The 21,609-nt window shown below is 41.4% G+C and carries 19 protein-coding genes and 1 other annotated feature; of the genes, 6 read left to right on the top strand and 13 right to left on the bottom strand.

What is annotated here, in order from left to right:
• Positions 1–43: 43 nt before the first annotated feature.
• Positions 44–1,333 (top strand): adenylosuccinate synthase, encoded by a 1,290-nt coding sequence (locus MKY99_RS12525; RefSeq protein ID WP_339270795.1) that lies wholly within the window; start codon positions 44–46, stop codon positions 1,331–1,333.
• Positions 1,334–1,450: 117 nt separating this feature from the next.
• On the opposite strand, the gene MKY99_RS12520 is transcribed toward MKY99_RS12525, so the two are convergent.
• Together MKY99_RS12520 and MKY99_RS12515 are read right to left on the bottom strand one after the other, a co-directional pair.
• Entirely contained in the window at positions 1,451–1,639 is a 189-nt protein-coding gene (locus MKY99_RS12520; RefSeq protein WP_076121390.1) for a hypothetical protein, read from the bottom strand.
• A 189-nt stretch (positions 1,640–1,828) separates the two neighbouring features.
• The gene (locus MKY99_RS12515; protein ID WP_339270793.1) at positions 1,829–3,016 is read right to left on the bottom strand and encodes a stalk domain-containing protein; all 1,188 of its coding nucleotides are present in this window, start codon (positions 3,014–3,016) and stop codon (positions 1,829–1,831) included.
• 240 nt (positions 3,017–3,256) lie between these two features.
• Here MKY99_RS12515 and MKY99_RS12510 point away from each other — a divergent pair, with 240 nt between their 5' ends.
• The gene (locus tag MKY99_RS12510; protein ID WP_339270791.1) at positions 3,257–3,793 is read left to right on the top strand and encodes a GNAT family protein; all 537 of its coding nucleotides are present in this window, start codon (positions 3,257–3,259) and stop codon (positions 3,791–3,793) included.
• A gap of 307 nt (positions 3,794–4,100) precedes the next feature.
• On the opposite strand, the gene MKY99_RS12505 is transcribed toward MKY99_RS12510, so the two are convergent.
• The 7 genes from MKY99_RS12505 to MKY99_RS12475 all read right to left on the bottom strand — a co-directional run bounded on the left by MKY99_RS12505 (position 4,101) and on the right by MKY99_RS12475 (position 11,695).
• A complete protein-coding gene (locus MKY99_RS12505; RefSeq protein ID WP_339270789.1) occupies positions 4,101–5,507 on the bottom strand; it encodes a GNAT family N-acetyltransferase in 1,407 nt (468 codons plus the stop codon).
• A 197-nt stretch (positions 5,508–5,704) separates the two neighbouring features.
• The gene (locus MKY99_RS12500; RefSeq protein WP_339270787.1) at positions 5,705–6,700 is read right to left on the bottom strand and encodes an ROK family protein; all 996 of its coding nucleotides are present in this window, start codon (positions 6,698–6,700) and stop codon (positions 5,705–5,707) included.
• A gap of 19 nt (positions 6,701–6,719) precedes the next feature.
• Positions 6,720–7,391, bottom strand: a complete 672-nt coding sequence (locus MKY99_RS12495) for an N-acetylmannosamine-6-phosphate 2-epimerase (protein ID WP_339270785.1) — start codon at positions 7,389–7,391, stop codon at positions 6,720–6,722.
• A 17-nt stretch (positions 7,392–7,408) separates the two neighbouring features.
• Complete coding sequence (locus tag MKY99_RS12490; protein ID WP_339270783.1) at positions 7,409–8,326, bottom strand: dihydrodipicolinate synthase family protein; 918 nt, start codon at positions 8,324–8,326, stop codon at positions 7,409–7,411.
• Between the two features lie 58 nt (positions 8,327–8,384).
• Positions 8,385–9,272: a carbohydrate ABC transporter permease gene (locus MKY99_RS12485; RefSeq protein ID WP_081382857.1), complete on the bottom strand. Its 888-nt coding sequence runs from the start codon at positions 9,270–9,272 to the stop codon at positions 8,385–8,387.
• Positions 9,273–9,284: 12 nt separating this feature from the next.
• Positions 9,285–10,133 (bottom strand): sugar ABC transporter permease, encoded by an 849-nt coding sequence (locus MKY99_RS12480; protein WP_076283360.1) that lies wholly within the window; start codon positions 10,131–10,133, stop codon positions 9,285–9,287.
• Between the two features lie 173 nt (positions 10,134–10,306).
• Positions 10,307–11,695 (bottom strand): extracellular solute-binding protein, encoded by a 1,389-nt coding sequence (locus tag MKY99_RS12475; RefSeq protein WP_339270781.1) that lies wholly within the window; start codon positions 11,693–11,695, stop codon positions 10,307–10,309.
• A 293-nt stretch (positions 11,696–11,988) separates the two neighbouring features.
• On the opposite strand from MKY99_RS12475, the gene MKY99_RS12470 reads away from it, so the two are divergent.
• A complete protein-coding gene (locus MKY99_RS12470) occupies positions 11,989–13,617 on the top strand; it encodes a response regulator (protein WP_339270779.1) in 1,629 nt (542 codons plus the stop codon).
• Positions 13,618–13,623: 6 nt separating this feature from the next.
• Positions 13,624–15,429: a sensor histidine kinase gene (locus MKY99_RS12465; protein WP_339270777.1), complete on the top strand. Its 1,806-nt coding sequence runs from the start codon at positions 13,624–13,626 to the stop codon at positions 15,427–15,429.
• Between the two features lie 2 nt (positions 15,430–15,431).
• Here the strand turns inward: MKY99_RS12465 and MKY99_RS12460 are convergent, their stop codons facing one another.
• The 3 genes from MKY99_RS12460 to MKY99_RS12450 all read right to left on the bottom strand — a co-directional run bounded on the left by MKY99_RS12460 (position 15,432) and on the right by MKY99_RS12450 (position 18,840).
• Positions 15,432–17,003 carry an ABC-F family ATP-binding cassette domain-containing protein gene (locus MKY99_RS12460; RefSeq protein WP_339270775.1) on the bottom strand — a complete coding sequence of 524 codons (1,572 nt, stop codon included), beginning with the start codon at positions 17,001–17,003 and terminating at the stop codon, positions 15,432–15,434.
• 186 nt (positions 17,004–17,189) lie between these two features.
• Entirely contained in the window at positions 17,190–18,311 is a 1,122-nt protein-coding gene (locus MKY99_RS12455) for a DUF4179 domain-containing protein (RefSeq protein ID WP_339270773.1), read from the bottom strand.
• A complete protein-coding gene (locus tag MKY99_RS12450) occupies positions 18,304–18,840 on the bottom strand; it encodes a sigma-70 family RNA polymerase sigma factor (RefSeq protein ID WP_042187570.1) in 537 nt (178 codons plus the stop codon). The genes MKY99_RS12455 and MKY99_RS12450 overlap by 8 nt, the downstream gene beginning before the upstream one ends.
• A 224-nt stretch (positions 18,841–19,064) precedes the next feature.
• On the opposite strand from MKY99_RS12450, the gene MKY99_RS12445 reads away from it, so the two are divergent.
• Entirely contained in the window at positions 19,065–19,433 is a 369-nt protein-coding gene (locus MKY99_RS12445) for a winged helix-turn-helix transcriptional regulator (protein WP_042187569.1), read from the top strand.
• A 57-nt stretch (positions 19,434–19,490) separates the two neighbouring features.
• Here MKY99_RS12445 and MKY99_RS12440 read toward each other — a convergent pair whose 3' ends face one another.
• Positions 19,491–19,916, bottom strand: coding sequence for a hypothetical protein (locus tag MKY99_RS12440; RefSeq protein WP_042127063.1), 426 nt, complete (start codon positions 19,914–19,916; stop codon positions 19,491–19,493).
• Positions 19,917–20,113: 197 nt separating this feature from the next.
• Positions 20,114–20,402, top strand: a binding site (T-box leader).
• A 102-nt stretch (positions 20,403–20,504) separates the two neighbouring features.
• On the opposite strand from MKY99_RS12440, the gene trpS reads away from it, so the two are divergent.
• Positions 20,505–21,500 carry a tryptophan--tRNA ligase gene (trpS, locus tag MKY99_RS12435; RefSeq protein WP_339270769.1) on the top strand — a complete coding sequence of 332 codons (996 nt, stop codon included), beginning with the start codon at positions 20,505–20,507 and terminating at the stop codon, positions 21,498–21,500.
• Positions 21,501–21,609 lie beyond the last annotated feature (109 nt).

Raw genomic sequence — 21,609 nt, 5'->3', positions numbered from 1 at the left:
ATACTTAGACCTGTAGCCAATCACAAGCTTGGGAGGTAATCACGTGACCGTAATCGCAATTGTAGGAGCTAACTGGGGAGATGAAGGCAAAGGAAAAATGACAGATGTACTAGCCGCTCAATCATCCTATGTAGTTCGTTTTCAAGGTGGAAGTAATGCTGGGCATACTATCATTAACCAGTATGGAAAATTTTCGCTTCATATGCTGCCTTCTGGTGTATTTTACCCTTCAGTTACAAACATTATTGGACCAGGAACAGCTCTTGATACAGAAGTATTAGTAAAGGAATTACAAGCATTAGCAGATAGAGGGGTTCCACAGCCGAAGTTGTACGTGTCTGAGCGTGCTCAAATCGTACTCTCGATCCATCGTTTGTTTGATGAGCTGGAAGAGGAACGACTTGGGTCACAAGGGTTCGGTTCAACCAAACGAGGAATAGCGCCATTCTACGCGGATAAATATGCGAAGCTCGGGATACAAGTTGCAGATTTGTTTGATCCCGTCCGACTTGAGAAACGTCTCGAACAATTACTTGCTTCAAAAAATGTATTGCTGGAGCATTTATATAAGAAAGCCCCTATCCAAGTCTCAGAATTAATGGCTCAGTTGCAAAAGGAAGCTGCGCAATTGGCACCATATGTTGCCAATACAACAGAAATACTACAAGAAGCTTATGCAAAAGGAGAAACGATTCTACTTGAAGGGCAATTAGGCGCTCTGCGCGATCCTGATCACGGTATATATCCTTACTCTACCTCTTCATCGACACTTGCCGGATACGCACCTGTCGGCGCGGGTCTACCTGCGGCTGCCATCACGAATGTTATCGCTGTAACGAAGGCATATTCCAGTTGTGTTGGTGCCGGACCTTTTGTATCTGAATTAGAAGGCCCGGTAGCGGATGAACTTCGCACACGAGGTGGCGATGCTGGGGAATTTGGAGCAACAACGGGTCGTCCTAGACGTATGGGTTGGTTTGATGCAGTAGCTACACGCTATGGTTGCCTGATGCAAGGTGCAACGGAGGTTGTGCTGACCAATCTGGATGTTCTTGGTTATTTAAATGAGATTCCGGTTTGCGTTGCCTATGAGCTTGAAAATGGGGAAATCACCGACAAGTTTCCAGCAACAAATAAGTTAAACACAGCAAAACCGATAGTAACGCATTTATCTGGCTGGAACTGCGATATTTCCCATATCACGAACTTCGACGAGCTGCCAGAGCAAGCTAAAAGTTACGTAGACTTTATTGAAACGTCTATTGGAATACGTATTTCTACTGTTTCTGTGGGACCTAGACGTGATCAGGTCATTCATCGTACGCTGAAATAATTTCATACCCAGCATAGTGTGAAATGTATACTTTCTTATATTTCAAAATAAGGATGCCTAGTTGTACCTACATGCAAAATGCATATAGCTGCAACTAGGCATCCTTGCGTTACTCTTTTACACCAACACTGCATCCACTTTCGTCTGAGGCGCCTTGTCACAACGCTTACAAACCTTAACGACTGATCCGTCCGTTTTTCTTTTTGGATAAAGCAGTTTGATCCGTGTACTCTGACAGACCGGACAAGTACCCCGACCCCTGGATGGTAAACTCCACAGTGCATGTCCACGTTTTGACTTTGCCATGAATAAACCCTCATTTCGGTCAATAAATAGTCAACATTTCATTCTGAAAGTGCTTCTTTCAAAAGATATGCTTCAGAGACAGGCTCTATGACTAAATCAATGATGAGGCGTTCGAATATATGAAAAGGACGCCCGGTAATGAACCTGAAGACGTCCTTTGATTTAAAATGAAGTTATAGTTCCCTTACATTAATTTGTGTAAATCATAGAGACAACACCATTTGTAAAGGTTACGTAATTATAATTTCTATACTGCCAAGTCTCAACTGTAATTCCACTGCCGGATAGACTTGATTTATCAATTGGAGTGCCCCAGCTTAATTCTACTTGCTGCTTCGTCATCCCTGTCGAAATTGTACCCGCCTTGATTTTGGCCCAAATCGCATTAGACCATTTATAGATTTTGGTAGGATCAGACGTAAAGAAATACTCTTTGTTTGCTAGAACGCGAGTGACCTGATCATATTCCATATCATAAGTCTCCACAACTTTACCTGATGCCAATTGAAAAGAAATCGCAAACTCATTATCGTCGTTCACTAGAATATCAACAATCGTTGCTTTTTGGAATTTATAGTCAGAGTCAAACTGGTTGAACCAATAAGTCTTTCCGATTAGCTTAGCGAGATCCCCTTGAGATTCTCTTTTAGCTATTTTTAACGTATTTTTCGTATACGCAAATAACTCCGCTTTACCCAAATTGATGTTCAAAGACTCATAATGAGCACCAAAATCCAACACTGCTCCCAATGAAGTTTTTAAGAGGGTTGCAGGGAATACAGCTCCTCCATCCACGGTTTGCACTTTACCACTCATTTTCACCTTATTCCCATTCACCATAGCAATATCGCTGCCCAGTTGAAGCTGAATAGGCAAATCCCCTACACGAATACTAAAAGTCTTAGTGGCTGTATTCGTCTGAATAGTTGCACCTAAACTCTTAAAGGTAGTTTGTACAGGCAAATACATCGTGCCATTGATTAATACACCATTTTCGATGTCCTTATCAGCACTGATAGATACCTTTAACGTTTTGGAATTAGTTCCTGAACGTACGGTTACATTTGTTTCACCAACGGCTAATGCTTTCATTGAGCCATCTGGCAGCTTTTGCAATAAGTAAGGCTTCTCGATCACCATATCTGCTTGAGACAGTGGAACACGTTCCGATGAGCCATCTGGACCTTTTGCAAAAATCTGCACCGGAACCTTGTCACCAACGGTCATCTCCGTATAGTCCATCTTAAAGATTAGATCATCGTTGTTTTGAGTCGTAGTCTCTGCTTGTACACTTGTATCTGCTGCCTTCGCTGTATGAATTGGACCAAACATAGATACTGCCAGCGCTGCAGTGATGCCCCATTTAATCATTTTCATTTCCAAAATCCCCCTCTAGTAAATAAACCAATATTACTTTATCACAATTCCACTATTTTTGTAGATAAAAATGGAAAGTTGTTAAGCTTATATTTTTATAATGTGTAAATATTATGAAAAATAAAGGAAATTACATGGATCTACAAGAAGTTACAGTGTACGTTTAACAGATTCTTTGTAATCGTATTAGGCGGTAGCAACTGAAGAACAATTAAAACTTAAACTAGGAGTGTTATATTCATGGAAATAGTATCGAACCGATTAATTTTAAGAGATTATACAAGCAGTGATTCTTCTTTTTATGAAGAACTAGAACAAAATCCCCTATCCTACAAATATGAGAACACTGCACCTGATGCAAAACAAATTAAAGATGACTTCCTTTCGATCTTGTCTCAAGCAACAAGTGATCCACGGCAATATTATGATCTTGCAATATGTACAAAGCTGGATATGAAGCCCATCGGTAATGTCAGCATAAAGTTAAACTGGGAAGAAATCAGAGAATGGGAAATCGGTTGGGTCCTACTCCCGGACTATTGGAAAATGGGATATGCAACTGAAGCCGTGAAGTCTCTGATAGGTTATGCCTTTAGCTCTCTTAATGCACATAGGGTTGTTGCTTATGCCAACGCCGAGAATGTGCAATCTGAGAAAGTAATGATTAGAGCAGGAATGTTAAAAGATGGAGTTCTTAGGGAGACTAGATTCTGTAATCAGCAATGGTGCAACGAGATCGTCTATTCCTCTTTAGAGCAGGAGTGGGCTAATATTTGATGGTTTAAAACTGATTAGGGAAAAACTCCCTATAAAAAGTCGATATCCGCTAATAATGAATGAAATTAGGGAATTCCTCCCTATAAATCAGGATAATTCCTTTAATTCTCATCAAATCAGACGAATTTAGGGGAGGTTTTCCCTAATTATAAGTCTGGCAACCAATAATCTCAGAATTAGAGGGAGAAATTCCCTAATTGTTCTATTGAAACTTCACTTGGATCATCATTTGGAAATTCATTTACAGGATAACAAGAAGAGCCGCTCCCGAGTAGTTAAAAACTACTTTTGGAACGGCCTCTTTTCTTTACACTATCAACTCACGTATAACTTCAACCTCATCCCTGCTCACTTCAACGAATCCAAGGGATGTATATAAGTTCGAAGCACGTTCGTTCTCTATTCGATGTCCAATAACGATTTTGTCGCAGTGATGTTTCTCTTTTATAGTTCGAATCAAGGCATCCATTCCGGTTCTACCGAATCCTCTATTCTGATATTTCTGATCAATCATAAAAGCCATAATCCAATAACTTCCGTCCTCAGGATCAACAGCATATACTGAGAATCCTACCAATTCTTCATCTGCGTATAAAGCCAACGGAGTCATTCCGCAATAAGCCGATTCTGCTAACCAATAGACTACCGGTACAGGAAAAACCGTTTTTTGCTCATTGGATACCTCTAATTGCGTACAGGCATACCAGTTATTCTCAGTGATTGTCTTCAGCGCAATATGTGGATGAAAGCCATTCCGAATACGATCACAGATTGCATCTAATTTAGCTTTAAGCTGTAGTGCCCATTCCGGACAAATAGATACGTCCAAATTCTCTAAACTTCGAAGCAACCTAGCGAATCCATATAAGTCAGAGAATCTTTGGAATTCTGGCAATAGCTTGATATATTCATCATCCAGCCGCTTTACAGATCTATATCCACTAATAAAAAGATCGATGTTCTTCTTGCTCTCCTCATCATTCTGCTTGGATAGATCTCTTAACGCTGATGTGATATCCATCGCAAACCAGTGATACATAGAGTCATCAAAGTCGATCGCACTATATTGAGATGTCTCTCTCATATAAAAGATATTGTCTGTCTCAAAATCAAAATGGATCAGCCCCGTATGCCCTACGCCAAAAGAGAGCTCACTTAGCCACGCCTCAATTCGTTCATATTCCTTAAGCGCTTTATGCTCCTCGGGGTGTCTTCTTAATACGGATAAAATAAATTGAAGCGAATCGACCCAGCTTTTACGTGCGGGTGTGCTCGGAGCATAAGTCTCAGATAAATTATGCAATCTCGCGAGCGTTTGACCCCAATGTTGGAACTGCAGCTCCGACATCTCTTCAAGTGGAACGTACTCCCCTTGGGCTTGTTCAAAAACAACCCCGTGATATTTGCTATTTCCAGTTGAAAGGGTCTCAATCCACTTCCCTTGCTTGGATCGTAATGGCGCCACGGTCTCATAGCCCTGTTCCAATAAGTACATCATAAAATCTAGTTCAGCCTGAATATTCTCTGCGCTATTATCCTCTTCGTGAGTAAACCTTAAATAATAGTGCTTACTATTCCATTGAAACGTATAAATAAAATTGCTACTTGCTCTCACAAGCTTCAAAGTTCCAGGCTCATGATTCCAATACTTGATCATCTCTTTGGCAGGTAGATCGTTCTCTGTTCCCCTCACCATGTTCATTAAAGTCATCATTTCCGATAGTGCCTCCCGTAGTCATTGAGAGGTGTTCTTCCCTTACGAATACTGACCTCTCTCGGACTTCATTGTGGTGTTGTTCGTACTCAAACATCATCACTCCTTATAAACGGATTAGGGACCCCAGAAAGATTTGACCTTTCCTCTCATCCCCTTTAACATTATCGGTAAATTATTCTATTTAATCAAGAGATTTAGATAAAGCCTTCATTACTAGATGAAAGGGATGGGACTCCGTACTCCCAGATCTGTAATGCCGCACCAATCATTCCACAGGAATTGCCACGATAGGCTGCTTCAATGCGGACGCCTTCCAGCATCGATGGCATCGTTCTCGTAGCCACTTCTCTTCTTATTCCTTCGAATAATAGCTCACCTGCTTCAGCCACTCCACCACCAATAACAATAACCTTTGGGTTAAAAATATGAATAAACGAAGCGATAGCTGAACCAAGCGCAGCAATTGTTTCTTTCATTACTTCTGTAGCTAGACGGTCTCCTTCCCTCCATCTCTCGATCACTTCTCGTGAGTTTATGTTATCAAGTGGCAGGCTGTGTATAGTTAGTTTTTCCTGCATACGACGAGCTATGCTTGTGCCTGACGCATAGTGCTCTAAGCAGCCTTTCCCACCACAAACGCATGTCGGCCCTTTGAAATCTACAGACATATGCCCTAACTCTCCAGCCCCACCCCAAGAACCATGAACAAGGCGACCTTCTACAATAATTGCTCCGCCTACACCCGTTCCAAGTGCAAGACAGATAAAATCTTCTACACCTATACAAGAACCTAAATATTTCTCTGTTAATGCCAGTACATTCACGTCATTATCTACGATTACTGGAAGCTGGAACTGAGTCTGAAGCAACGCTTTCAAATCTGTCCCAGCATATCCAGGAATAAGCTCAGAGGCTGAGCGAATACTCCCCGCCTTCCAATCGATTTGTCCTGCCGTTCCTACACCAATCCCTTTAAATTGAATGCCTGCATTCATGGCTGTAACTTCTTCTATTAACCTTTGAATAGCCTGAAAAGCTCGGTCCACAGTCTTCGTGAACCCAGCCTTTGTACTCAGACTTACAGTATGTACTACGTCCCCATGTGGTGTAACCAGACCAGCATTAATTTTCGTTCCACCGATATCCACTCCGACAGCATATTCCATTAGAGGATCATATCCTTCTAACACGGACTCGCCTCCTTCAATCTCAGCAATCGCTCACGGCTTTGACATAGCGTGATGTGATTAATTGTGGCCTTGTAATCGCACTTCCTACAACTACATAAGATGCCCCAGCCCTCTTAGCTCTCGCCGCATCTTCTGGTGTCCATATACGCCCTTCTGCAACTACGGGAATCTTCACGAACTCGCATAACTGCTGAAGCAAGACAAGATCTGGTCCTTCTTGTTGTGTGCTGTATGGTGTATAGCCCGAAAGTGTTGTACCAATAAAATCTACACCTAATTCTTCCGCTGCCAGTCCTTCCTCCAAAGTCGATATATCTGCCATTACAAGCACACCCATTTGATGGGCATATGCGATTAAAGGCTTAACCGACGCTAAGCGACCTTCCCGATTCGTAACATCTAATGCAACAATATCCGCTTTAGCGGACACGATTGCTTTCACCTCATCCAGAGTTGGCGTAATAAATATGGCTGATCCGGGAATATCACGTTTAATAAGTCCAATAACCGGTACATTTACTTCTTCTTTAATCGCTAGAATATCTGGAACCCCATTCGTCCGAATTCCAATTGCCCCTGATTGAACCGCCGATCTTGCCATTTTTGCCATTGTATCTCCACCATGAAGCGGCTCATGCTCAAGTGCCTGACATGACACGATCAGACCTTTCATCGGAAAGATATCGCTCATTCGAGTCATCATAAACCCTATCCCTTCGCTTCAAGAATATACTCTAATATTCTATTGTTGAGAGCTTCCACCCGATCCTGATCCGAAGCCTTGATGGGTAGAAGTGGCATTCTCGGTTGGCCCGTTTCAAATCCACGCAAACTCAGAATTGCTTTGCATGCACCATATAATGATGGAAAGGATAATAACTCTACAATGAGATCATTGATAATGAACTGCCATTTCTGCGCCTCAGCCATATCGCCTTGCCCATAACATTGTTCTACTTTTAAAAATAGCTCGGGCATAACCCCGTAGGTTCCACCAATCCCACCATCTGCCCCAATGCTGCGGCCAGCTAAGTACTGCTCATCTGGTCCATTCAATACAAGAAAATCATTTCCACCTGCTGCCTTAAACTGCTGAAGCTCAAATGTACTTTCTGCTGAAATCTTCACGCCAATCACTTTATCCTGCGCGGCCATCTTCACTAACAAGCTTTTAGATAATTGAAAGCCTGTCGTTTGCGGGATGTGGTAGATAATAAATGGAAGTGAAGTACTATCAATGATCGCCTGCCAATGACTCTCTACACTGTCTGGAGACAAACGATAATAGATAGCCGGAACAGCCGATACCGCATGTGCGCCAACTAATTCAGCATGTACTGCTAGCTCAACACTGTCTCTTGTAGATGGAGCACCTACATGAGCAATGATCGTAAGCTCATCTCCTACTTCCGCTATAACTGCTTCGAGCATTTGTTTACGCTCTTCTACAGATTGCAGCATGCCTTCGCCTGAGCTTCCGCCAACATAAAGCCCTTTCACACCTGTAGAAGCATAATGACGAGCTAATTTACGTGCCGCTTCTTTATCTATATTCCCCTCAGCATCATAACTGGAGTACAAAGCGATAATAATGCCTTTAAAAGCTTCAAGATTATAAGATTTCATAGATAATAGCCTCCATCGTTTAATCACAGCTCATTAATTTACGTTGTTATAAGAATATTTAACCCTTAACAGCACCCATCGTAATCCCTTGTGTGAATGCCTTTTGAAACATTAGGAAAATCGCAATCATAGGAATTGAAGCTAACGCAGCTCCTGCCATAAGCAGTCCATAGTTCGTTGTGAATTCGCCTCGAAGTGTCGCAACCCCAAGTGGCAAGGTCATCATCGAAGTAGATCGCGTCATGATTAGCTGGCTGAAATAATCGTTCCATGAAGTAATAAAGGTGAATATAGCCAGTGCACCAACTGCTGGTTTCAATAACGGTAAAATGATCGTTCCGAACAATCGAATTTCCGAGCTGCCGTCAATTTTTGCCGCTTCAATCAACTCTCCCGGAATCGTCTGCGCGAACTGTTTCATCAAAAAGACTCCAAATGGCCAGCCAATCGCCGGTAAAATAAGCCCTTTATACGTATTGACCCAACCAAAGTCTGCTAACATCGTAAACAGCGGAACGAGAATAACTTGCTTAGGCAATGCCATAGCGGCAACAAACATCGTGAAGATAATTCCTCGTCCTGGAAATGATTTCTTTGCGAGAACATATCCGGCACAGGAGGAGACAATACAGATCGCAGCCATTTCTGCAAAAGCAATAATAAAGCTATTAAACATCCAGCGTTCTACTGGATTCTTAAATAATTCTGTCCAGTTCTGTAACGTCGGCTTTAACGGAAACCACTCCGGTGGGATGGTCGTTGCCACAGTTTGAAGTTTAAAGGCCCCCGACACTACCCAGTAAAAGGGAAAGATAAAAAATAATGTAGCCAAAATCAATAGGATTGTAGCGATTATTTTTGGAATCGTTAATTCTTTTTTCCATGCGCTTACTTTCTTAGACTGGATAATAGGTGCTTTCAGTTCTAATGGATTCGTAGAATTCATGATGTCCCCTCCTTAATACTCAACATCGCTGCCAAAGTATTTGAATTGAATGATAGAAATGATCCCAATTACAATTGCGAGTATGACGCCCATTGCAGAGGCATATCCGAAATGACCTAGCATAAAGGCTTGTTCATATACCCCATACATAACAGTTGAAGTGCTATATACAGGTCCACCTGAGGTAAGGAGTTGAATCAGTGCAAAACACTGAAAGGTATTAATCGTGGTAATCACGATAATATATAAGTTCGTTGGCATCAGCATCGGCCATAATATTTTCCGGAAAATTTGCCAAGGGGTTGCTCGATCTATCTCTGCGGCTTCAATATATGAGGTAGGAATGTTACCAATGGAGGCCACATACAAAATGATCGGTTGCCCTACAGAAGTCGTTATTAAGACCACGATAATTGCAAGTAAAGCGGTTCTTGTATCCCCAAGCCATGAAACAGGCTCCATTCCAAATAAACCCGTCAAATAATTCAGAATTCCGTAGTTGGGATGGTAAATCCAGCCCCAAACGACTGTAATACTTACGACCGAAGATACGGCTGGCAAGTAGAACACACCGCGGAAAAACGATCTAGCAAACTCTTTTTTCTTATAAATATTCATGGAGACAAACAGTGAAAAGATAATCACGATCGGTACGGTGATCACTACGAGTAATAAAGTATTTCCCATGGACTTCATGAAATTATCATCTTTAAATAATGAAATATAATTATCGAGACCAATAAAACTAAAATCTCTCAGCGAGTAATCAAAGAAACTAATATAAACCCCTTTTATCATTGGGTAGGCTACAAACAGAAGAAAAAATCCAAACGCTGGTAATAAGAAAAGATAACTCATCATCCAGTCACGTATCACATAACCTTTAATTTTGCGTACCGTTGTCCCCACAACCTTCTCCCCATTTCTCTGATGAAAAGTAATGATATTTATAGGTGCGTAGCTTTAAAATTTTCATTTTTTTTAAAAGAATAGAGTGCTTCCCGCACTCTATTCTTTTTAACACCATTCACTATTTATTTCATAGCAGCTTTTGCTTTAGTAATAGCTTCGTTAGCCTTTGTAGCAAAACTATCCAAAGCTTCCTTGCCGGTTGCGCCTCCAGTTAAAGCACGTTGTAATTCAGGGAACCAGAACGTACGAATATCTGCATATCCATCAGCAATCGTTGGTGCATCTGTCGTAAATTTACGTGCATATTCAGCGTATTTATACTCTGGATCGTCATAAAGACCAGTAATAGAATTACGAACCGAGAGTCCGCCTGTTTGAATCAAGTTTTTCTTACCCCATACAGGATCATTAGCAATAAAATCAATCAGCTTTTTGGAAGCTGCAATCTTAGCTTCATCCCCATTGTTAAATACAGCCATACCGCCCAGATATGGTTCAAGCTTTGGTTCCGAACCATCTAGTGTAGGGAATGGAAGGAGAATATCTTCGAACTGAACCATTTTTTTGGATACGTTCTGTGCTTTTAGTACAGCGGAATAGTTAAGTGTAAAGGCCAATTTCCCTTGCAGGAACAAATCGTTCACGTCAGCAGCCGCAAGTGAAGCTGCACCAGAGACACTGAGTTTATCTTTCGTAGCTTGGACAATCCAATCTAACGCTTTAGCAGCATTATCAGTATTGATAGCGACTGCTGAGTTATCTTCATTTAAGAATCGGGATACACCTAAGTTAGCAAGATAAGCGCGAGTGCCTTGGTCTCCAGCTTGGCTCTTCGCGAAGAATCCTGTAGGAATAACGTCCGGGGCCTTTTCTTTTACAGCTTCCAACGCCTTTTTATATTCTTCAAACGTCCAAGTTCTATCTTCCTTATCCAAAGGTAGTAAATCTAGAGCGCCAATCTTTTCAAAAATAGACTTATTAACAGCCATCATAAATGGTGCTGTATTGATCGGGTACATAAAGATGTTGTCGCCTACACTTGACTGCTTCCAGAAAGCTTCGGAGATATCATTCTTCACTTCATCAGTCACCATGTCGTTAAGCGGAGCAAGCAAATCCTTTTTACCCCAATCGATAATCCGTCCAGGTGCATCATAGATCACATCCGGTGCGGTATTCGAAGCAATTGCGACATTCAGTTTTTCAGGGCCGCCTTCAAAGGTGATCATCTCAAGATTGACTTTAATTTCAGGGTTCTTCTCATTAAAAGCTGCAATGATTTCCTTCTCATATTTGCCAACTTCACCATCTAAAGCTTGAAAGCTCGGAAAATTCCACCATGTAATTTCTACTGGCTTAGCAGCAGCCTCAGTTGCTGCGGGCTCTGTCTTGTCAGCGTTACTTGGTGTAACTGCTGAATTCGCTGTGTTCGTATTTCCACATGCAACTAACTGTGTACCTAAAAGCGCGACACCAACAATACTCATTAGCCCTTTTTTCATTGCTTTCATGTGCTACCCCCAATTATTTTTTGTGGAATAAGTACCGCTCTCATTCCTTGCGCTAATCATAAATCAATTGTAAATCTAGGAGAATCCCACTCCTTTTACTTTTAGGGTTCATTTCTGACATATCCCTTCAATCCATCCCTCTTCAATGTTATAATACATTACATATTCCACCTATTAACAATTGAATTTATATTTTTTCACTTTTTTGCCTTAATGTAACCCTTTTAATCTTACATCTAATGGTATTCTCTTACGAGTGATCCACTATAATTCTAGTCTTCCGGAGGGATTTCATGTACAAACTAATGATTGTAGAGGATGAACCATTAATACGAACGGGCTTAAAACATTACTTTGCTTGGGAGGAGCTCGGGGTTCACAGCATTATTGAAGCAGAAAATGGAAAAGAAGGTATGGCCACCGCATTGCGCGAGAAGCCCGATTTGGTGATCACCGATATCCGGATGCCCGAAATGAATGGTCTTCAAATGATTGAGCAGATTCGCAATCTGCTTCCTGATACATTATTTATCATTTTGACAGGATTCAACGATTTCGAATACGCGCAGAAGGCTATTAAACTAGGGAATGTACATGCTTTTTTGCTCAAACCTTTGGAATACGAGGAAAGCCTCTTAGTGATACAAGAGTGTATGAACAAGCTCCAACTAAAGCGACAGGATAGATTAAAACGTTCTAATCTGGAAGGGGCACAACTTGTAAAGCTGTTGCTAGAGGAAGAACATTCAGTAATAGATGATGCTATTATCCATGAACTATGTAATTTCAACAGTAACTACTATCTTTATCTCCCCTTTGTTTTGACTGGCATTCCTATGAGAGAAACGCGCTCGCAATCCACCCTATGGATGAGAGAATATGCGGAAAAGTTCATTCATTACGCAGTCGATGAGTATCTCCATGCCTCTACACCGCACTCTATTTTTACATATTCATCTAAAACAAAGCTCTATGGTCTTATTGTATTGGGATCTCCGTCTTCTACTGACAACTTCCCTCTTCAAACTCAAGTACAGATACGAATCGATCAATATCTGAAGGCGCTTACGCTAGAACATCATCTAGGCCTCTATTTAGTTATAGGTAAGACGACGGAGAACCCTGCACAAATACATACTTTGCTGCACGATTCCGATCGAATGTTATATCAACGCTTTTACATGAGAGATTGCAGGTTATTCTATGTGCCACAATGGATAGAAAACTCAAATTCTCAGAAACCATCCTTAATTCAACTAGATGAGAACGATAAGAAACGGATGATCTCCTGTATCGAAAGTTCTAACGAAATAGAGACGCTCCAGCTGATGCACCGCCTGGCTCAAGATATTTTGAGTAAAACCGATGTCTCTTCTCCTGATTACTGGCTCGCATTTCTTCAGGAAATCATAAGTGTTATAATCCGCTTCGCCAATAAAAACCACATCCATATCGAAGGTGTGTACAGCGAAAAGCTCCTGAACCTTACCTTTGTGGATGATTTTGATTCGCTTGAGACGCTTTTTGACTGGCTTGGCAGGTGGATGATTCATTTAGGGATTGTTTATACCGAAGGACTGACACACAACCACCAACAGGATGTGATCATATTCGAGCATATTAAATCCTTCATTAAAGAAAATATTGATCAAGAAGTGACTCTGCAGATGGTAGCAGATCGATTCTTCTATAATCCGTCTTATTTAAGTCGCCTGTTCAAACGAAAACTCGATAAGAACTACATGCGATTTGTAACCGAGATTCGGATGGAATATGCGCAGGAATGCTTAAAAAAACCGGAGATTCTAGTGACCGATGTCTGTACGATGTGTGGTTACAAAAGCTATAAGCATTTCGTTAAAACCTTCCGAAGCATCACGAACATGACCCCATCAGACTATAGAAAACAATCAGGCTGGTGACCTAAAATGATGCAGATAGAGCAACCAAAGAGACGCTTCCGGATGCGGCATGTCAATCGTCAGATTTTCGTGCTGATGATTCTGACCATTACCATTCCACTTCTGATCATATCGGCAATCATCTATATTTTTTCAAACCAAGCCGTCAAAAATGAATACCAGAGCAGCTCTAATCTGATTCTTAATAACCTCTCGTTCAACATTGACCAATATCTTCAAAGTATTGATAAAGGTACACTGAACGCACAGGTAGATAGCCAGCTCCAAACCGCACTTGAGCATTGGACGATCCATAAATACGACGTCGGAAATGACCTGAATATTCAGTATGGAAACACGATTGAGCATTTCATCAGCGGGATTGAGATGACGATTAAAAATGTTGATAGTGTGCAGATTTTTTCGGGATCACGTGTGTTCTACTCTGCCAATTTCAATCGTGCGGATTATGATGTGAAGGATTATACCCAGGAGGATTGGTATTTACAGACCCAGCAGAAAAAAGGCGGAGTGATTCTATTTGGCAGCCATGTCCCCTTCTATCGCACCAATTCCAAACAATCCGTCATTTCTATTGCCCGAGTCATTAATAAAAAAGGAAGCAAGCAGCCCATTGGCGTCATGTTAATCGATATCCGATTGGATTCATTACGTGAAATCTTAAAGCTCTCGGAGAATAGCAAACGAAAATTCATTATTTTAGACGATAAGGGCGGTAGTGTTTACAGCTCTGACATCTTGGAGACCTCACCCTTACAACCTATCCCTATAGAACCACAGGCGCTTAATACTTTCATGAACAATGATACGGGGAGCTTTTATGGTACTTTTGACGATAAAGACTCGTACATTAACTTTGTTACGTCTCCCTATTCCAACTGGAAGGTCATACAGTATATAGATGAAAAAGAGATGACTAAGCAAGCCACTTTTCTCGGAAAAATCATTTTAACATTAGCGCTCTTGTCGCTTGTCACTGCGATCTTATTCATGTATATCCTATCGGAGCGTGTCACTAAGCCTATTATTCTTTTAAGCCGAAAGGTTAAGCTGGTGGGGATGGGGAACTTTGATGTGGATTTGTATAGTAATCGTCAAGATGAGTTTGGTGTTCTATACAATGGAATCCGAAAAATGGTGAAAGACCTGCAAAATTATATCGAGCGATCTTCTATGGCCAAAGCACAGCAAAAAGTAGCTCAATACGGCGCCCTTAAAAGCCAAATCAATCCACATTTCCTTGCGAATGTACTTGAATCTATTCAAATGAAAGCCATCATTAATGGGCAAAGAGAGATTGGCGAAATGGTGGGGATTGTAGGTAGATTGTTTCGGATTCATATCCAGACCGGAAAGATAACCGTAACCCTGCGAGAAGAACTTGAACACGTCCGGCTGTATGTAAAAATTCAACAATTACGTTTTGGGGACAAAATTCAATATATTGAACAGCTAGAACCTAATACCGAAATAATTAAAGTCATGCACTTTTCCCTTCAACCCATCGTTGAGAATGCTATCGTCCATGGACTGGAGTGTCGAAGTGAACAGGGTCTCCTTGAAGTCTCCTCGATGATTTCGGGGGATGACATGCTAATTATCGTTAAAGATAACGGAATTGGTATCGATGAAGAGAAACTTAAACAGTTACGTCTTCGTCTCTCTCAACCATCAGACACCCTAGATGAAGATCATATTGGTATAAAAAATGTTCATGATCGTATTCAATTTCATTTTGGTGAACCCTATGGGATCGAAATCACCAGTCAAGTAGGTGAAGGGACGACCGTGATCATCCGACTGCCAGCATAATCCTAAACATTCTGCTCAGTGATTCCTGCTTCAGGATCGAAGGTAAGCATTTTCGTTGCAATTTTATCGATGAAGAAGCGATCATGACTGACGGTAACTACGGCTCCAGGGAAGTGAATGAGTGCTTGCTCCATCACCTGAATACTCGTCAAATCTAAATGATTCGTTGGCTCATCCAAAATAATGACAGCCGCGCCAGAGAGAAGGCATTTCGCTAACGCTACTCTGGCCTGCTGTCCACCTGACAGACTGCCGATCGTTTTGCTCAGATCCATTTCCGAGAATTGTAGCATCGATAGAAATTTGTTCACTTTTTTCCGCGGAGCATCGAGTCCCAGCCCATACACATTTACGGCATGACTGACTGTATCTTTAACATCGAGTTCGTCCCACATCTGATTGAAGTACGCGTAGCTGACCCCACGTTCCCAAGTCACACCACCCGTTTCAGGCTCTTCTTGCCCAGTCAATACCTTTATGAGTGTCGACTTCCCGCTTCCGTTAGGCCCCACAATAGCTATTCGATCTTCCTTTTGAATATCGAAGCTAATGTTCTGGAATATCGTCCGACCATCATAGCTTTGTCCAATTCCCTTCACTTCACCAAGCTTATCCGGAAACCGTAAATTACTGTAGATATCGGTGATCAGTACGTTCACTGGATGAGGCTCCACACGCTTTTTCATATCTGTCAGTTTTCGTGATAGACGATCCTTCAGGGACTTTTTATTCCCGCGGGTTTCAATCGCTTCAGACTCCATAAGTAGAAGCTCTTCTTCCCACTCGAATTGACGATCAAGCACCTTTTTGCGCATCTTCTTTTTACGAACATAGTCGGTGTAATTGCCTTCATATTCCTGAAAATGATAATTCTCGATTTCTATCGTCCGCGTGACTACTCTGTCAATAAATTGCCGGTCATGGGAGATGAGAATCATCGCCCCATTAAAACGGTGAAGCCACTGCTCCAACCATACGATCCCTTCGATATCCAAAAAGTTAGTAGGCTCATCGAGCAATACGACGTCGGGGATTTCAATTAAGACTTTAGCCAGTGCTGCACGGTTCCTCCATCCTCCCGATAACTCATCTACAGGTTGATGCCGTGATCTTTCATTGAAGCCCAACTTCGTCAGAACAGTGTTGATTTCTACAGATACATTCCAGCCATCCAAATGATCCATTTGTTCAAAAAGCGCCGCTTGCCGCTCTAAAAGTGTATTCATCTGGTCATCATCCGTCACTTGTCCAAGCTGTTCCCCGATTTGGTTAAGCTCCTGTTCGATAAGCGCTACCTGCTCAAAGCACAATTCTAACTCTTGCTGTACAGACAAGGAGCCGGAAAGCTCCGAGAATTGAGAGAAATAACTGATCTTCACATTGGGATCTAACTCTACTTTCCCTGCTGTTGGCTCCTCTTTTCCCATCATCAGTTTAAATACAGTAGACTTCCCCGCACCATTTCGTCCGATTAACCCAATCCGTTCACCCTTGCTAACTCGAAAATATATATCTCGAAAAATCAAAGTATTCTCATATTTCTTAGTTACGTTCTCCATACGGATTACGCTCAAATCTATCACCCCTAGTTCATATAGATCAAAAATACAGCTCAGAACACTCAAAGAGCTATTATAGCACTATTTAAAAAGGACTTTATAATCATATTTAATCTTCTAGAAAACAAAAAAAGGTCGCTGTTGGCGGACCTTTTTCTGCATTACAAATCCCATCACATTCTCACTCTCATCACTTGCTGCTTATTTTTTCAAGATATCAATATACTCCTCTTTCTCGCGATCAGGCCCCGCATCAAGCTTCAAACGAATGAATTTTGGATGATCCAATACGTTGCTGCTAAAGTAGCTTGTGAATCCATCCTCACTCCCCCTTCCACCAATAGAATTATTTTTCAATTCGCGCTTCCCAACCCGCGATGTCAACTCACTGGGGGTCTTTCCAAATAACTCATTCCTGATCTCCCAATTAGTTTTTAAATCCTCACTTAGCGTATATTTGACTACTATACTTAATGGAGAAAGCTCCACTTGTGCAAGATTCACTTCATGCCCGTCAATCATAAAAGGCTGATTTATAACTACCGTCTCGGTCTTCTGTTCCCAGAATTTTGGATCAATAGCGAAGCTCACCTTTAAACGATCAGAATAGCGCATGTCAGCTAGATTAGTTCCCGTTTTCGGTTTTATTAGCATTCCTGGATCCACTGACGCAATCTGAAAATTAGCAACCACCTCTCTTGGAAATGCTTTATTCTTATCTAGTGGATAGATAGTTTTTCCGAGCCATGTATAAATACTATCCTCAGCATGTGACCCCATTCCATTTCTATAACCATTTTCATCTATTATGCTCTGCCCTGTTTCAGCATCTGTCAGCCACACACTATTCACGCTGTAAATTTCCTGCCCATCGCTTGTAGTCCCTGTATACAGCATTATAATTTTATTTTCATCAGCGATCACAGCATTCAGAGTGATTTTATACCCATTTTTCTCAGTACTTTTATTCACGATCTGCACGTAATCATTACGGATCGCTGACTCTAAAGTAAGAGCATCAATATCAGACGAAGCTACTTTCTTAAAAGATTCTAGCTCGCCCCAGTCACTGAATTCAATACTTGTAGAGGCTTGCTGTGGCATCAATTGGGTTGGATTGAAGAAAAGTAAACCTGCAATCAAAACAGATGCAGTCAGTACAGCCATAGCGCTTCTAGCGAACATTAGCTTTTTTCCCCGCTTTTTACCTAGTTCGAGTCCTGCTTGAATGGCATAGATTTGTGCGGCTGCACTCTCCATTTTTTGCTCCTGTGGGATCCGTTCAGCATCGATTAACATGGCAAGCTCCTCCTGACTACTCATGGTTCCAATCACCCCGATTCTTAATGATCGTTCTTAACTGCTTGAGTCCTTTATGCTGCCATGTCTTGACCGTTCCTTCAGGTTTATCCAGTATTTTAGCAATCTCATTTAAGGTCATATCGTTATAGTATTTAAGCAGCAGCACATGGCGATACTTGGGTTTAACCTGTTCAAGTGCCCACAGCATTTCCATCCGATGATGGCCAATGTGCGTAATCTGCTCTCCTATTCTCTCGTCAACAAGCGGCATGGAACGCTTTCTACGTCTTTGTTCATCTATACAGACATAAATCAGGATCCGAATGATCCATGATTTAAACGCTTTTGGATCCTTTAACGTTTTTCTTTTGATCCAGGCCCGGCAAGTCATTTCCTGCATCGCTTCAAGCGCATCATTCCGGTTACGCAAGTAGCTATAGGCAATACTGTATAGCTGTTCTCTATGTACCAATATAGAATCGTAGAAATCCGTCTCGCTCCGAGAATCAAGAATCGTTACCTTCTTCATTTCTGCATTAGTCATCGTCATATCCTTCCTTAGCCCCCTCTCCTAAGCCTCTCATAGATTAAGACGGGGAGGGTATAGAAACGGTTTTTATTTGTATTAACTTTTTTGGGACTGAGCACTTAAAATTATAACATTCTATAAAAAAAGAACGATAAATGTTATGATAAGTAAAATTGGACATAATCAATAGTACGCACTTAAAAGTACCATAGGTACTAAAAAGTACCCATACATTGGAGGATATCATGACAACTATCAAGAAAAAATACAACATTTCTGTTGAGGCCACACTCGAAGTGATCGGAGGAAAATGGAAATGTGTAATTCTGTGTCATTTAACTCATGGCAAAAAACGAACATCGGAACTCAAACAGTTAATGCCCGGAATTACTCAAAAAATGTTAACCCAGCAACTACGCGAACTTGAGGCCGATGGAATTATCAACCGGATCGTATACAATCAGGTTCCACCCAAAGTGGAATATGAGCTTAGTGAGTATGGTGATAGTTTAAGCGACATTTTGACTTCTCTATGTAATTGGGGAGAACAACATATCATTAAGCAATATGGCGATAAATATGCTGTTTTAGAGGACAACATTTTAAATAAATAAATTTTACCCCATGAAAAAAAGGACAGCTAAATCAGATCGATTTAACTGTCCCGTAACTTAAATTACGCCATCTCCTCCTATAGCAGTTGCTGTGAATGATATGGGTCCAAATAGATTTATAGGCAAGTTACTGTCATTCTGAATTACCAATTCATAGTTGTGGATTCCAATATAAGGACCATCAACCCACTGAACATTTAATTGAATATCAGTAGTTGTAGTAAAACGAAAAAAGGATCTATAAATATCGACTCCAGCACGTCGGATTAAAACAAGAAATTGGCTGTTAGCAAGTGCAGTAAGACTAAAACTACCATTTAACTCGACTCTGCTGGAGAAAGAGGCCGGATTAGCCGGACTAATATTTACTTGCGCCGTGGCTAGACCCGCTCCAGCTCCAGGAATCCCTGCAACCGTTATAGCAGTAGTAAACGGGTCTAACGGGATTTTTGCCTGTGACCCATAACTTATAATTGTCGCCATTTTTCATCACTCCATTTCAAGGTTATAGAATAGTATATTGTGAATCCGCAATGATAGATTGGACTTAATTCCTGATGATTATATACATTTAAGTTATACTTTTACTAGATTATAAAACCTAGATACTTCGAATATCATCCTCTAATTTCCACCTATTGACAAACTCACTTATCAGAATTACAATTACCCAAATATCATGAACAACGCTGAAAAAGGGTAAGTAGACAAATGAACATGGACTTCAGAGAGCCGGTGGTTGCTGCGAACCGGTGTCCAGCGTTTGATCGAATGGCCTTTAGAGTTGCTCTTCCGAACCATCTCTCTAGGATGCTGTAGGGATAGCCGGGGTTCCCGCCGTTATCAAGGGACCTGTATCGGAGATTATCTTTAACCCTCTTTCGTACAGGTAAGAGAAGATCGTAAAGCCAACGAAACGTATGGTAACACGATCAATTAAGGTGGTACCACGACAACTTCGTCCTTATTGGATGAGGTTTTTTTGCTATTTTAAGGAGGTGATGGCCATGGATGATGGCTGGTGGTGGCGACTCAATATTAATCAAAAGCGACAAAACAGGAGGAATTTAAATGATAAAAGAACGTGTATTAACTGGAGATCGAGTGACCGGAAAGCTGCACCTTGGCCATTACGTGGGCAGTTTACAGAACCGAGTGGCTCTACAGGAGCAATATGATACTTTTGTGTTTTTAGCAGATATTCAAGCCCTAACGACTCACTTTGATCGGCCTCAACACCTTGGTCAAAACTTGAATGAAATCACACTGGACTATTTATCGGCGGGTATAAATCCAGATAAAACAACCCTATTTATCCAATCTATGGTTCCTGAGATCGCTGAGCTGACTGTTCTGTTCTCCATGTTCGTCACTGTAAATTCGTTGCGGCACAATCCTACCATTAAAGCCGAATCGAAAAATTCCAGCTTAGATGAACTATACTATGGTTTTCTTGGGTATCCAGTAAGCCAGACTGCCGATATAACCTTTTGTAAAGCGACGATTATTCCTGTAGGAGAAGACCAGCTTCCCCATCTGGAGTTGAGCCGCAAAATCGTACGTAGATTCAACGAGCTGTACAGCCCCATCCTTGTGGAGCCCAGAGCACTTATCAGCGAGACCCCAAGACTAGTGGGAACAGACGGCAATGCAAAAATGAGCAAAAGCCTAGGTAATGCCATCGAGCTGGACTCCACGAAGGAAGAGATCACCTTCAAAATCCGCAAAGCCACAACTGATCCAGCCCGTGTTCATAAAAATGATCCTGGGCATCCCGATATTTGTCCCATTTATGCTTATCATCGTGCTGTTCGTTCGCATGGCGCCCCAGAAATTCACGATAGCTGCGAAAGTGGCAGTATAAGCTGTTCAGCCTGTAAGCAGCTTATCACGACAGCTCTAGACCAGCTAATTGAACCAATGCGTGAGCGTCGCTCCTATTATGCAGCCAGACCCAAGGTTGTTGAGGATATCTTATTATCCGGAACTAAGCGTGCCCGCAACATTGCTCAAGAAACGATGTCCGAAGTACGAGAGGCTATGGGCCTTAATTATTTTTCAAAATAAAACTGATCTCTAAGGGCAATAAAAAAACGCCGGACTCTCTATTGGAGAGAGCTCCGGCTGTTTTTATAAGAAAATATTATTTAATATGGATATCTCCGCTTCTAAATAA

The sequence above is a fragment of the Paenibacillus sp. FSL R5-0470 genome, from assembly GCF_037975205.1.
In the GTDB taxonomy this organism is placed as follows: Bacteria; Bacillota; Bacilli; order Paenibacillales; family Paenibacillaceae; genus Paenibacillus_AQ.
This window is presented reverse-complemented; position numbering and strand designations above follow the sequence as displayed.

What these genes read in the sequence shown, in the direction of transcription:
- MKY99_RS12520 (WP_076121390.1), bottom strand. Translation starts at nt 1,639, where the DNA reads ATGGCAAAGTCAAAACGTGGACATGCACTGTGGAGTTTACCATCCAGG.
- MKY99_RS12515 (WP_339270793.1), bottom strand. Translation starts at nt 3,016, where the DNA reads ATGAAAATGATTAAATGGGGCATCACTGCAGCGCTGGCAGTATCTATG.
- MKY99_RS12510 (WP_339270791.1), top strand. Translation starts at nt 3,257, where the DNA reads ATGGAAATAGTATCGAACCGATTAATTTTAAGAGATTATACAAGCAGT.
- MKY99_RS12505 (WP_339270789.1), bottom strand. Translation starts at nt 5,507, where the DNA reads ATGATGACTTTAATGAACATGGTGAGGGGAACAGAGAACGATCTACCT.
- MKY99_RS12495 (WP_339270785.1), bottom strand. Translation starts at nt 7,391, where the DNA reads ATGAGCGATATCTTTCCGATGAAAGGTCTGATCGTGTCATGTCAGGCA.
- MKY99_RS12490 (WP_339270783.1), bottom strand. Translation starts at nt 8,326, where the DNA reads ATGAAATCTTATAATCTTGAAGCTTTTAAAGGCATTATTATCGCTTTG.
- MKY99_RS12485 (WP_081382857.1), bottom strand. Translation starts at nt 9,272, where the DNA reads ATGAATTCTACGAATCCATTAGAACTGAAAGCACCTATTATCCAGTCT.
- MKY99_RS12480 (WP_076283360.1), bottom strand. Translation starts at nt 10,133, where the DNA reads ATGATGAGTTATCTTTTCTTATTACCAGCGTTTGGATTTTTTCTTCTG.
- MKY99_RS12475 (WP_339270781.1), bottom strand. Translation starts at nt 11,695, where the DNA reads ATGAAAGCAATGAAAAAAGGGCTAATGAGTATTGTTGGTGTCGCGCTT.
- MKY99_RS12470 (WP_339270779.1), top strand. Translation starts at nt 11,989, where the DNA reads ATGTACAAACTAATGATTGTAGAGGATGAACCATTAATACGAACGGGC.
- MKY99_RS12465 (WP_339270777.1), top strand. Translation starts at nt 13,624, where the DNA reads ATGATGCAGATAGAGCAACCAAAGAGACGCTTCCGGATGCGGCATGTC.
- MKY99_RS12455 (WP_339270773.1), bottom strand. Translation starts at nt 18,311, where the DNA reads ATGAGTAGTCAGGAGGAGCTTGCCATGTTAATCGATGCTGAACGGATC.
- MKY99_RS12450 (WP_042187570.1), bottom strand. Translation starts at nt 18,840, where the DNA reads ATGACGATGACTAATGCAGAAATGAAGAAGGTAACGATTCTTGATTCT.
- MKY99_RS12445 (WP_042187569.1), top strand. Translation starts at nt 19,065, where the DNA reads ATGACAACTATCAAGAAAAAATACAACATTTCTGTTGAGGCCACACTC.
- MKY99_RS12440 (WP_042127063.1), bottom strand. Translation starts at nt 19,916, where the DNA reads ATGGCGACAATTATAAGTTATGGGTCACAGGCAAAAATCCCGTTAGAC.
- trpS (WP_339270769.1), top strand. Translation starts at nt 20,505, where the DNA reads ATGATAAAAGAACGTGTATTAACTGGAGATCGAGTGACCGGAAAGCTG.